An 11,924-nucleotide genomic window follows, 5' to 3' on the forward strand; every position below is an offset into this window, starting at 1 on the left:
GTCGGTCAGCTCCCCTTCGTGGCCGGCGGCTCGTCGAGCCGGACGTATCCCGCGGGCTTGCCGTCCATCGCGGCCAGGAAGTCGGCGACCGCCTGGAGCAGCTGGACATCACGCACCCGCTCGCTTCCCACACCCCCATTACCTACCCGTGGCAACGGTATCGTGACGACCGAAGTCGCGGCGCGGAACGTCGCGCCAGGATACAGCCGCTTCAGGCGCATCTGCTGCGACTCGCGCAGCGGGAGGGGCGCGACCCGCAGATTGGTACCGACCACCGTGAGCTCGGTCACTGCGTATCGCCGACACAGCGCCCGCAGCCGCGCGATCGCGGCCAGGCGTTCCACCTCGACCGGCGGGCGGCCGTACCGGTCGGCGAGTTCGGTGAGCACCTCGGCCACCGCGGCGTCGTCATGCGCGGCCGCCAGCTTGCGATAGGCCTCGAGCCGCAGCCGCTCGCTGGTGACGTACTCGGGCGGGATGTGGGCGTCGACGGGGAGGTCGATGCGCACCTCCTTCGCCTCCTGTTCCACCGTCACCGGCGTGCCGTCGGCGGCCGCGCGGTAGGCCTCGACGGCCTCGCCGACCAGCCGCACGTAGAGGTCGAAGCCGACGCCGGCGACGTGCCCGGACTGCTCGGCGCCGAGCACGTTGCCGGCGCCACGCAGCTCGAGGTCCTTCATCGCGACCGCCATGCCGGCGCCCAACTCGTTGTTCTGCGCGATCGTGGCGAGGCGGTCGTAGGCGGTCTCGGTGAGCGGCTTCTCGGGCGCGTACAGGAAGTACGCGTAGCCCCGTTCGCGGGACCGGCCGACGCGGCCGCGCAGCTGGTGCAGCTGGGACAGGCCGAGGTTCTCGGCCCGCTCCACGATCAGGGTGTTCGCGTTGGAGATGTCCAGGCCGGTCTCGACGATCGTGGTGCACACCAGCACGTCGAACTCGCGGTTCCAGAAGCCCTGCACCGTCTGCTCGAGTGACTCCTCGCCCATCTGGCCGTGCGCCACCACCACCCGGGCCTCGGGCACCAGCTCACGTATCTGCGCCGCAGCCTTGTCGATCGAGCTGACGCGGTTGTGCACGTAGAAGACCTGGCCGTCGCGCAGCAGCTCGCGGCGGATCGCCGCGGCGACCTGGCGGCTGTCGTAGGCACCCACGTAGGTGAGCACCGGGTGACGCTCCTCGGGCGGCGTGAGGATGGTCGACATCTCGCGGATCCCCGCCATCGACATCTCGAGCGTGCGCGGGATCGGCGTGGCCGACATCGTCAGCACGTCCACGTGCGTCCGCAGGGCCTTGATGTGCTCCTTGTGCTCGACGCCGAACCGCTGCTCCTCGTCGACGATCACCAGCCCCAGGTCCTTCCACCGGATCCCGGTCTGCAACAGGCGGTGCGTGCCGATCACCACGTCCACGGACCCGTCGGCCATCCCCGCGATCACCTCGTCCGACTCGGTCTTGTCGGTGAACCTGGACAGTCCCTTGACGGTCACGGGGAAGCCCTGCATGCGGTCCGCGAACGTCTGCAGGTGCTGCTGCGCGAGCAACGTGGTGGGCACCAACACCGCCACCTGCTTGCCGTCCTGCACCGCCTTGAACGCGGCGCGCACCGCGATCTCGGTCTTGCCGTAGCCCACATCGCCGATCACGACGCGGTCCATGGGGACGGCACGCTCCATGTCGGACTTCACGTCGCCGATCACCGTCATCTGGTCGACGGTCTCGGTGAACGGGAAGGCGTCCTCCATCTCACGCTGCCACGGGGTGTCGGGCCCGAAGGCGTGCCCGGGCGCCGCGTGCCGCGCGGCGTACAGCTGCACCAGCTCGCCCGCGATCTCGCGAACGGCCTTGCGCGCCTTGCGCTTCGTGTTCTGCCAGTCACTCCCGCCGAGCTTGCTCAGCGCGGGCATCTCCCCGCCGACGTAGCGCGACAACATATCCAGTGCGTCCATCGGCACGAACAACTTGTCGCCGGGCTGGCCGCGCTTGCCGGGCGCGTACTCGAGTACCAGATACTCGCGGCGCGCTCCGGCCACGGTGCGCTCGATCATCTCGACGAACCGGCCTATCCCGTGCTCGTCGTGCACCACCAGGTCGCCGGCGGTGAGCGCCAGCGGGTCGACCTGGTTGCGGCGCTTGGCCGGAAGGCGCCGGCCGTCGCCGGCACCGGCCACGCGGTTGCCGGTGAGGTCGGGCTCCGCCAGCAGCACCAGGCGGCCGCCAGGCACCGTCAGGCCCGTCTGGAGGCTGCCGCGCAGCACGCCCACGACCCCGTCCGACGGTGGCTTACCCGGCTCCAGTTCACCTGCGGGGACATCGGATTCGCGAAGACGCTCCAGAATGCGCAAACGAGTGCCGGAACCGGCGACGACGACCGCGGCGTGCCCGCCGGACGCCACGTGCGCCCGGAGTGTCGCGAACAACTTGGCCGCCTCGGCATCCGAGCCGCGGGGCGCAGGCGCAGGCTCCCAGTTCAGGACCAGGTGCCCACCCATGGTCTCCGGGCCCGCCGCGAGGGGCGACACCGTCCACCACGGCCGCCCGCCCGCCGCCACCGAGCGGCGCACCTCGTCGAGCGAACGGTACGCGCTGGCAGCGAGGTCCATGCCGGACGGATCCAGCGGCGCATCGCCGCCCAGCGCGGCAGCCTGCCACGAGGCCTCCAGGAACTCCTGGCCGGTCTTCGCCAGATCGGCTGCGCGCCTCCGGACCTTCTCCGGGTCGAGCACCAGGGTGTGGGTGCCGGTGGGCAACAGACTGGTCAACAGCTGCAGCTCACCGGGGACGAGCGCGGGGATCAGCGCCTCCATGCCCTCGACGGGGATCCCCTCGGCGAGTTTGTCGAGCATGCCCACGAGGGCAGCGTCGTTCTCGTGCTCCGCGATCAACGCCCGCGCGCGCTCGCGCACCTCGGCCGTCAGCAGGATCTCGCGGCACGCGTGCACGTGCACCACCGGCATCTCGACCTCGGGCTGACTGCGCTGGTCTGCGACGGAGAACGCGCGCAGCTCGGCGATCTCGTCGCCGAAGAACTCGACGCGCACCGGGTGGTCCGTGGTGGTCGGGAAGACGTCCAGGATGCCGCCGCGCACGGCGAACTCGCCGCGCTTGCCCACCATGTCCACGCGCGTGTACGCGAGCTCCACGAGGGTCTCGACGAGCTCCTCGAAGTCGAGCTCGAGCCCCTCGGCGAGCGTCACCGTCGGCGCGTCGCCGAGGCCGGGGGCCATCGGCTGGACCAGCGATCGCACGGTGGCCACCACCACCTGCAGCGGCGGGCCGTACGACGTGTCGTCCGGGTGCGCCAAGCGGCGCAGCACCGCGAGCCGGCGTCCGACGGTGTCTGCGCCCGGCGACAGCCGTTCGTGCGGCAGGGTCTCCCAGGACGGGAACTGTGCCAGCGCCTCCGGCCCGAGCATCTCGGCGAGCTCGTTGGTGAGGTCGTCCGCCTCCCGGCCCGTGGCGGTGACGACGAGTACAGGGGCGCGGCCCGCGAGCGTCGCGACGAGGAACGGGCGCGCCCCGGCGACAGCGGTGATCTCGAGGTCCGGCTTGCCGACCGCGGCCAGCACCTGCGCCGCGCCGTCGTCGGCGGCGACCGCGGCCACGAGGCCGCTCAGGTTCGGGGCGGGGTGCCCGGCCTCGGAAGCGGGCCGGCTGTCCGGATTTTGCACGTACCTGAGTCTATGCGGCCCGCCGGGGGCGGCACGACCCGCGACCGCTCGTCCTACGGCGCCGTGTCACCGTCGGTCAGACCGATGGAGCTCGGCTCGATGGCGACGGGGTTGTCCTTGAGGCCGGTGAGGCCGTACCAGCACAGGTTCACGACGTGCGCGGCGACGAACTCCTTCGACAGGCTCCGGGACTCGAGCCACCACTGCGCCGTCATCGCGACCATGCCCACCAGCGCCTGCGCGTAGAGCGGTGCCAGGGTCGGATCGAAGCCGCGCCGGTCGAACTCGCCCTCCAGGTTCACCTCGACCTGGCCGACCAGGTCGTTGAGCAGCGTGGAGTAGCCACCCTCGGGGTGCTGCGCAGAGCTGCCTCGGGTGAGGATGCGGAACCCGTCGGCCCGCTCCTCGACGTAGGTGAGCAGCGACAGCGCGATCTGCTCGACCCGCGACTTGGAGCGATTCTCGAGCATGGCCCTGCTGAACAGGTCGAGCAGCATCTCCATCTCTCGGTCGACGACGACGGCGTAGATACCCTCCTTACCGCCGAAGTGCTCGTAGACGACCGGTTTGGACACCTCGGCGCGAGCCGCGATCTCCTCGATGGTCGCTGCGTCGTAGCCGCGCTCCGCGAATACGGCACGAGCGATGTCGATCAGCTGCGACCGGCGCGCGGCGGCGGTCATGCGCCTGCGGGGACGCGACTCGTCGGTCATTCGGAGTGGTCCGTCGGCCCGGGTTCGACGGTGCCGGACTGCTCGCCGGTGCCCGGCTCTCGCGGTCCATCGGTGGCCGACGTGGCGGCACCGATCTCGGCCTCTACGGCCGCGTACTGCCGTCGGATGCGCCGACTCATCAGGACCAGCACACCGAAGAAGGCGATCTCGAACAGGATCGCGAGACCGCACAGGATGCGGAAGGTGGTGTTGTCGACCGCGACGAACCGCCACACCAGCACTGCCATCACGAGGACGAGGATCGCGCCCATCCGACGCAGCGGGAGCCCGTTACTGAACGGCAGCGGCTGATTACTCATGCCCACCATCGTCTCACGCACGATGCCACCGCCTGCGCGAGCGCGTGGAGCCTCCCGGCCACCTCGCACCCGGCATCATCGGCCGAGCCCGCAGAAGTCGAGCGTACTCTCGGGTCCTGCGAATCAGCACACGACTTCCTGCGCATGCAACCGGCGATTGCATCCGGCGACGGACCTACGGCAGCACATTCCTCGAGGCCACTTCGCGAGTCACGAATCACCGATGACAGGAATCCTCAACGGGGCAGATCACTATCGATTGCTCCGCCTCATTCGAATACTGGTCTACCCACAGGAATAACGTGACGCCGGGGTCGCCGCATCGGGTGACGCAGCCGAACCGTATCGACACGGCGTTGCGGGTGTTTCCGCGCGAACATCGAGCACCACCTTCCAGAAGTCGGAACCGACTCCACCGAAGACAAGTCGAGTGCGCGCAGCACCTGGCGCCTCGCCCGACCCGGCGGGCTCGCCTGGTCGGGCGAGGCTCATCCGCACCCGGAAATCGAAATCGTCCGCGGCGACGGACGTGCGCGGGCGGTAGTAGGCCTGCGTGGCCGCGGGCTCGTCGGTAACACACCATCACCCCGAGCACGAGCCCCACTCCATGATACCCGTCGTCGCCTCCCATTCCCTGCCATTCCACTACATGTATTCTGCCGATCACCGCACAGAATTCTGTAACATCCCTATGTATCCACCGTTCCCTTCCGTGCCGCGTCGGTGTCCGTCATTCCGGCCATATCCGTCCTCGAGCCTCTCCTCAGCCCGAATCTCCGGCGCACATCGAAACCTAATCAGGGGGCAATGCCTGAATGCCCGACCACGATTCCAGACCAATCACGCACAACGGACCATCATCGTGCGCCCGATCCTCGACTTCAATAAACTCGCACCAGTCGATATTCAATTCCCCGAATCGGCCTCCGAAGTTATCCCAATCCACTTCGTGGACAAGACACAGAATTGCGGAGCAGTGTCGGAAGCATGATGTTCACGAAAAAGATCCTCGCCGGCACTGCGGTCGCGGCCGCAGCCTTCCTCTCCCCCGTCGCTGTCGCAGTGGCCAACGCCGCGACGCCGCCGAACAACCCCGTATGTACCTCGTCGGCCGGTAGCAGCGGTTGCGATGGAAACGATCACGGCGGGGGCAGCACCGGTGTCACGTCGTACGGCGGCGGCCCGTCTGGCACGTACGGAGCCTCGAACTGGTAGTCAGGCGAAGCGAACCCGGCGTCGCGCCTCGGCTCTTCACCGAGGTCGCGGCGGGCACCGCACTCCGACAGCGGGACGAGTCCGGGCCGCAATTCTTGAAGGAACGGCGCCCCGAACCCGGGTCGCCGTGGGCTTGTCGACGGAGCCGGTCCGACCGAGGCGGTCTAGGTCTAGCAGGCGCACCAGCTCGAGCAGGTGACCACCGTCGCCGGCTGTGAGCCGCCACCACAGGAGCGAGGTCGACACCGATACGAGACCACATCCAGCATACCGGTCGTCATCACCGATTCCCTGCCATCCCACTGCAGATATTCTGCCGATCAGCGCACAGAATTCTGCAACATTCCTATGTATCCACCGGCTCGTGCCGCGCCGCTCGGTGTCCGTCATTCCGGCCATATCCGTCCTCGCGTCGGATTCTCCGCCCCGAATCTCCAGCGCGCACACAGCCTCGCAGGAGTTATGACCGAATGACTGCTCATGATTCCAGACCAAACGCGCACAACGGACCGTGGTCTCGCTGTCAGACGTCAACTGCAATAAATCTGGACGGGCCGATATTTGATCCACCAAACCGGTCGACGAAGTCGATCCCAATGCACTTCGCGGAGAACACACAGAATTACGTAGCAATGTTGCGGGCATGACGCTCACAAATAAGATCCTCGCCAGCGCCGCGGTCGCTGCCGCAGCCTTCTTCTCCCCCGTCGCCGTCGCCGCAGCCAACGCAGCGACGCCGCCGAACAACCCCGTATGTACCTCATCGGCAGGAAGCGCCAGCTGCCACGGAGACGATCACGGCGGCGGCAGCACCGGCGTCACGTCGTACGGCGGCGGCCCGTCCGGCTCGTACACGGCCTCGAACGATTAGGAGAGTTCGGTAGCGGAGGAGAACACCCGCATCAAGCGGCGGCCGTCCTACCCCGGGCTCGTGCGAGCCCCGGGGTGGGACGGCCGCCGCTTGATGTCGACTCTGGGTCGGCACCTGGTGACCGCCTCCGTTGTATGCCGCTGACCTGCGCGTTCTACGCTCCCCCGCCAGGACTCGAACCTGGAATGCATGAACCAAAATCACGAGTGTTGCCGATTACACCACGGGGGATCACGGACCGCGATAGGCATTGTGCCACGCCCGCGCGCCGCCACGCCGGAGCCCGCGCACCGGACGCTCGTAGGATCTACCCCCGATGGAGACAGTCGACCCGGGGAATCCAATGACTCGAAGCAGTACGGGGCCCGCCGCTGGCCGGTCCACCGACGCGGCCGTGATCATCCTGGCCGCGGGCGCGGGGACGCGCATGCGGTCCAAGACACCGAAGGTCCTGCACCGGATCGGCGGACGCACGCTGCTCGGCCACGTCCTGCACGCCGGGGCCGGGATAGCACCGGCCCACCTCGTGGTGGTCGTGGGGCACGAGCGGGAGCGGGTGGCGGCCGCGGCACTGGCCGCCGGCGATTCGGCCGGCCTCGAGGTGCTCATCGCGGTACAGGAGTCCCCGAACGGCACGGGCGACGCCGTCCGCGCCGGGCTGTCCGCGCTGCCCGGCGACTTCACCGGCACCGTCGTCGTCACCGCGGCGGACGTTCCCCTGCTCGACGCGGCGACGCTGGGCGACCTGCTCGACGCGCACCGGGCTCCGGCCGGTGCGGCGGTCACCGTCCTGTCCTTCACCGCGGCGGACCCCACCGGATACGGGCGCGTGCTACGCACGCAGGACGGGCACGTCACCGAGATCGTCGAGGAGGCCGACGCGACGCCGGAGCAACGGGCGGTGACCGAGGTGAACTCCGGTGTGTATGCGTTCGCACGCCCCGACCTCGAGTCGGCCCTCGCCGGCCTACGCGCAGACAACTCCCAAGCCGAGCTGTACCTCACCGACGTGGTCAAGCTCGCGAACGCCGCGGGGCGCACGGTGCGCGGCACGCACTGCCCCGACCCGCTGATCGTGGCAGGCTGCAACGACCGCGCACAGCTGTCTGCGCTGGGCAAGGAGCTCAATCGGCGGATCGTGCGTGCGCACCAGCTGGCGGGCGTCACCATCGTCGACCCAGACAACACCTGGATCGATGTCGACGTGGAGATCGCGGCCGACGTCACCCTTGCCCCCGGAACGCACCTGGAGGGCGCGACAGCGATCGCCGAGGACGCCGTCGTCGGGCCGGACACCACGCTGATCGATACGGAGGTCGGCGCCGGGGCCCAGGTCGTGCGCTCGCAGGTCCAGCTGGCCGTGATCGGGGCCGGCGCGACCGTCGGCCCGTTCTCGTACATCCGTCCCGGTACCGAGCTGGGCGAACGCGGCAAGATCGGGGCGTTCGCCGAGACCAAGAACGCCCAGATCGGCGCGGACAGCAAGGTGCCGCATCTGAGCTACGTGGGCGACGCGACCATCGGCACGGGCACCAACATCGGCTGCGCGACGGTGTTCGTGAACTACGACGGGGTGAACAAGCATCGAACGGTGGTGGGCGACCATGTGCGCATCGGATCGGACACGATGCTCGTCGCCCCGCTGACGGTGGGCGACGGCGCCTACACCGCGGCAGGTACCGTACTCAAGGAAGATGTGCCGCCGGGGGCACTTGCGGTGTCCGGCGGCGCGCAGCGAAACATCGAGGGTTGGGTGCAGCGGAGACGACCGGACACGGCGTCTGCCGAGGCTGCCGCCGCGGCAATTGCGAGGACTGACAAGCAGTGAACAATTGGACCGACAACCAGAAGAACCTGATGCTGTTCTCTGGCCGTGCCCACCCCGAACTGGCCGCTGAGGTCGCCGCCGAGCTGGGGGTCGCGGTCACGCCGCAGACGGCGCGGGACTTCGCGAACGGCGAGATCTTCGTGCGGTTCGAGGAGTCGGTCCGCGGCTCCGACGCCTTCGTGCTGCAGAGCAACCCGTTCCCCATGAATCAGTGGCTGATGGAGCAACTGATCATGATCGACGCGCTCAAGCGTGGATCCGCGAAGCGCATCACGGCGATCCTGCCGTTCTACCCGTACGCCCGGCAGGACAAGAAGCACCGCGGCCGCGAGCCCATCTCCGCCCGGCTCGTCGCAGACCTGTTCAAGACCGCGGGCGCCGACCGGATCATCACGGTCGACCTGCACACCGACCAGATCCAGGGGTTCTTCGACGGCCCGGTGGACCACATGCACGCCCAGACGATCCTCGCCGACTACGTCCGCGAGCACTACGGCACCGAGAACATGGTGGTCGTCTCCCCCGACGCCGGCCGCGTCAAGGTGGGCGAGAAGTGGGCCGACGCACTCGATGGTGCTCCGCTGGCGTTCGTGCACAAGACGCGCGACCCCAATGTTCCCAACCAGGTCAAGAGCAACCGGGTCGTCGGTGACGTGGCCGGCCGGACCTGCGTGCTGATCGATGACATGATCGACACCGGCGGCACCATCGCCGGGGCCGTCAACGTGCTCAAGGACGCGGGCGCGAAGGACGTCGTCATCGCGACCACGCACGGCGTGTTCTCCCACCCCGCCGCCGAGCGCCTGGCGAACTGCGGTGCCCGCGAGGTGATCGCGACCAACACGCTGCCGATCCCGCCGGAGAAGCAGTTCGACACCCTCACGGTGCTGACCATCGCGCCGCTGTTGGCCCGCACCATCCGAGAGGTCTTCGAGAACGGCTCCGTGACCAGTCTGTTCAACGGCAACGCCTGACAGCCGAGCGAGAACGGAGGAGTCCAGACCGTGCCGATCGACGCGACGATCTACCACAACCCGCGCTGCACCAAGTCCCGCCAGGCGCTCGCCCGCCTGCAGGAGGTGGGGGCCCACGTCACCGTCGTCAAGTACCTGGACACCCCGCCCACGCGGGACGAGTTGGCCCGCCTCATCGCGGACGCGGGCCTGACGGTGCGCGGCGCCGTCCGCACCCGCGAGGCCGAATACCGGGAGCTGGGACTTGCCGAGGCCGACGACGATGCGCTGCTGGACGCGATGGTGGCGCATCCCCGCCTGATCGAGCGGCCCTTCGTGGTGACCGCCAAGGGGACGCGCATGGCGCGGCCCACCGAGGCGATCGACGAGATCCTCTGACCTAGCGCCCGGTCACGGCCGACGGCTGCGCACGAGCACCGCCACCGCGACCCCGGCCACCACGCCGATGACGGTGTCCAGCCCGCGGTAGGTCAGCATTTGCAGCGGCGCACTCGGTGCTGTCAGCTCGGTCATCAGCATGATGAGCGGGGTGAAGAAGCCGATCGCCACCGCGTAGTGCCGGGTCATGAACAACTCCGTGGGGAACAGGAGCAGCACCATCAGCGCGGCGAGCGCCGACGGCCCGAACCCGATGGCGAGCAGCGCGGCCGCGACCATCAGACCCGTGAGAGTCCCGACGGTGCGGTGCGCCGCCCGGGTCAGCACCATGCGCACCTGCCCCTCGGACGGCCGCCCGACGGTGATCGCGGCCAATGGGACCGCCGCCGACGCCATCGCCCAGTTCGCGTGCGCGAATCCGAACAGCAGCCCCACGCCTCCGCCGAGCCCGACGGCCAGCGCGTACCGGACCGCATGCACCCGCGCCCCGGGTGGCAGCCGCCGCGGCTCGTGCGGGGCCCGCGAACCGTCGCCGCGTGTCCCGATCATGCCCACCAGGACCGCCAGCGCGGCCGAGCCGGCGCAGATCCCGATCGCCACGCCGGGCGCGACCAACGCCCGCGGCACGGTCGCGGTGGCGCCGAGCGCGAACAGGAAGAAGAACGGACCCACGGGCCGTAGCCGCAGCCGGTCCGCGATCAGCGAGGCGGCGGTCGCGAACGTCAGCTCGACGGCGACCAGCGCCCATCCCGGCGCCGCCAGCGCCGACAGCGCGACGCCGAGGCCGACGCCCACCGTCAGCAGCACCGCGGCCTCGAGCTGGTGCCACAACCGCGGCACACCGGTGTCCGTGCGGCCGTACATCCCGGTGAACGCACCGAACACCGCGTACACCATCAGCTCCGGGCGCCCCACTGCCAGCAGTACAGCCGCCGGCAACAGCAGGCCGACGGCGACCCGCAGGGCGTGGCGGTGGTCGTCGCGGTCGGGGCGCAGTTCCGGACGTGGGCGCAGGGCCGATGCGTCCACGTGCTCGTCTCCGTTCGATTCGGGCTCCGGGAGCTCACCGGGCTGGACCATTCTGCCCTCCTCCCTCGCCGGCGTCCAAAGCGGCCCAGCCGACCACGTGATAGGCGCCGCCGATCACGCGTGATAGAACGGGGGCATGTTGTTCCGGCAGCTCGAATACTTCGTCGCGCTCGCGCGAGAACGTCACTTCGCCCACGCTGCCGCGGCGTGCTTCGTGTCCCAACCCGCGCTGTCCGAGGCCATCCGCAAACTCGAACGCGAGCTGGGGGTGCCGCTGGTGCTGCGCGGCAAGAGCTTCGAGGGGCTGACTCCCGAGGGCGAGCGGCTGGTGCTGTGGGCCCGCCGGATCCTCGCCGACCGCGACGCGCTTCAGCATGAGGTGACGGCGCTGCGCACGGGGCTGACCGGCGACCTGCGGGTCGGCGTGGTTCCGGCCGCCGCATCGCGAGTAGCGCTGCTCATCGACCCATTCTGCGCCGAGCATCCGCTGGTCCGGGTGCGGATCGACACCGGCCTGCGGTCGGCGGACATCGTCGACCGGATCCGCCGATTCGAGCTCGACGCCGGCGTCGTCTACGTCGACGGTGTCGACACCGACGGTCTGGTGCGCACGCGCCTGTACGAGGAGCGCCACGTCCTGATCGCCGGCGCCGAACTGCTGGCCGAGGATGCCGGGCGAGTCACCTGGACCGACGCCGTCGCCCTGCCGATGTGCCTGCTGTCTCGGGGGATGCGCGGCCGCGACCGGGTCGACGAGACGGCCCGCGAGCACGGCCTCACGGTGACGCCCCGGCTCGAGACCGACTCGGTGGCCACCCTGCTCGCGCTGGTCGGGACCGGCCGGTGGGCCAGCGTCGTCCCGGCCGGCTGGTTCGCGGCGTCGCCGCCGCCCCCGGGTACCCGCGTCGTCGAGCTCGACGGTGCCGCA

At 69.5% G+C, this 11,924-nt stretch carries 10 protein-coding genes and 1 tRNA gene; 6 read left to right on the forward strand and 5 right to left on the reverse strand.

Annotated elements, in window-relative coordinates:
- Positions 1 to 5: 5 nt before the first annotated feature.
- The 3 genes from mfd to ABD908_RS15775 all read right to left on the reverse strand — a co-directional run bounded on the left by mfd (position 6) and on the right by ABD908_RS15775 (position 4,701).
- Positions 6 to 3,602, reverse strand: a complete 3,597-nt coding sequence (gene mfd, locus ABD908_RS15765; RefSeq protein ID WP_385924654.1) for a transcription-repair coupling factor — start codon at positions 3,600 to 3,602, stop codon at positions 6 to 8.
- A 119-nt stretch (positions 3,603 to 3,721) separates the two neighbouring features.
- Positions 3,722 to 4,381, reverse strand: a complete 660-nt coding sequence (locus ABD908_RS15770) for a TetR/AcrR family transcriptional regulator (RefSeq protein ID WP_344997585.1) — start codon at positions 4,379 to 4,381, stop codon at positions 3,722 to 3,724.
- Positions 4,378 to 4,701, reverse strand: a complete 324-nt coding sequence (locus ABD908_RS15775; RefSeq protein ID WP_344997587.1) for a hypothetical protein — start codon at positions 4,699 to 4,701, stop codon at positions 4,378 to 4,380. Before ABD908_RS15775 ends, ABD908_RS15770 begins: the two co-directional genes overlap by 4 nt.
- 987 nt (positions 4,702 to 5,688) lie before the next feature.
- Here ABD908_RS15775 and ABD908_RS15780 point away from each other — a divergent pair.
- Entirely contained in the window at positions 5,689 to 5,916 is a 228-nt protein-coding gene (locus ABD908_RS15780) for a hypothetical protein (protein ID WP_344997588.1), read from the forward strand.
- 643 nt (positions 5,917 to 6,559) lie between these two features.
- Complete coding sequence (locus ABD908_RS15785; protein ID WP_344997590.1) at positions 6,560 to 6,787, forward strand: hypothetical protein; 228 nt, start codon at positions 6,560 to 6,562, stop codon at positions 6,785 to 6,787.
- A gap of 159 nt (positions 6,788 to 6,946) precedes the next feature.
- Here ABD908_RS15785 and ABD908_RS15790 read toward each other — a convergent pair.
- Positions 6,947 to 7,018, reverse strand: a tRNA-Gln gene (locus ABD908_RS15790).
- Between the two features lie 112 nt (positions 7,019 to 7,130).
- Here ABD908_RS15790 and glmU point away from each other — a divergent pair.
- Genes glmU through arsC form a run of 3 tightly spaced genes read left to right on the forward strand, consistent with a single transcriptional unit; the run spans position 7,131 to position 9,967 of the window.
- Positions 7,131 to 8,615 carry a bifunctional UDP-N-acetylglucosamine diphosphorylase/glucosamine-1-phosphate N-acetyltransferase GlmU gene (gene glmU / locus ABD908_RS15795; RefSeq protein ID WP_344997592.1) on the forward strand — a complete coding sequence of 495 codons (1,485 nt, stop codon included), beginning with the start codon at positions 7,131 to 7,133 and terminating at the stop codon, positions 8,613 to 8,615.
- Positions 8,612 to 9,589 (forward strand): ribose-phosphate diphosphokinase, encoded by a 978-nt coding sequence (locus tag ABD908_RS15800; RefSeq protein WP_344997594.1) that lies wholly within the window; start codon positions 8,612 to 8,614, stop codon positions 9,587 to 9,589. Before glmU ends, ABD908_RS15800 begins: the two co-directional genes overlap by 4 nt.
- Before the next feature lie 36 nt (positions 9,590 to 9,625).
- The gene (gene arsC / locus ABD908_RS15805) at positions 9,626 to 9,967 is read left to right on the forward strand and encodes an arsenate reductase (glutaredoxin) (protein ID WP_344997603.1); all 342 of its coding nucleotides are present in this window, start codon (positions 9,626 to 9,628) and stop codon (positions 9,965 to 9,967) included.
- A 12-nt stretch (positions 9,968 to 9,979) separates the two neighbouring features.
- On the opposite strand, the gene ABD908_RS15810 is transcribed toward arsC, so the two are convergent.
- Positions 9,980 to 10,996, reverse strand: coding sequence for an FUSC family protein (locus ABD908_RS15810; protein ID WP_344997605.1), 1,017 nt, complete (start codon positions 10,994 to 10,996; stop codon positions 9,980 to 9,982).
- A 136-nt stretch (positions 10,997 to 11,132) separates the two neighbouring features.
- Here ABD908_RS15810 and ABD908_RS15815 point away from each other — a divergent pair.
- Positions 11,133 to 11,924, forward strand: a 792-nt coding sequence (locus tag ABD908_RS15815) for a LysR family transcriptional regulator (RefSeq protein ID WP_344997596.1), incomplete at its 3' end; no start/stop codon positions are given.

This window comes from Tsukamurella soli, from assembly GCF_039541155.1.
Classification (GTDB): domain Bacteria; phylum Actinomycetota; class Actinomycetes; order Mycobacteriales; family Mycobacteriaceae; genus Tsukamurella; species Tsukamurella soli.

Bases quoted from the DNA above. Each gene is read 5' to 3' on its own strand.
- ABD908_RS15775 (WP_344997587.1), bottom strand. From the start codon at position 4,701: ATGAGTAATCAGCCGCTGCCGTTCAGTAACGGGCTCCCGCTGCGTCGG.
- glmU (WP_344997592.1), top strand. From the start codon at position 7,131: ATGACTCGAAGCAGTACGGGGCCCGCCGCTGGCCGGTCCACCGACGCG.
- ABD908_RS15785 (WP_344997590.1), top strand. From the start codon at position 6,560: ATGACGCTCACAAATAAGATCCTCGCCAGCGCCGCGGTCGCTGCCGCA.
- ABD908_RS15770 (WP_344997585.1), bottom strand. From the start codon at position 4,381: ATGACCGACGAGTCGCGTCCCCGCAGGCGCATGACCGCCGCCGCGCGC.
- ABD908_RS15780 (WP_344997588.1), top strand. From the start codon at position 5,689: ATGATGTTCACGAAAAAGATCCTCGCCGGCACTGCGGTCGCGGCCGCA.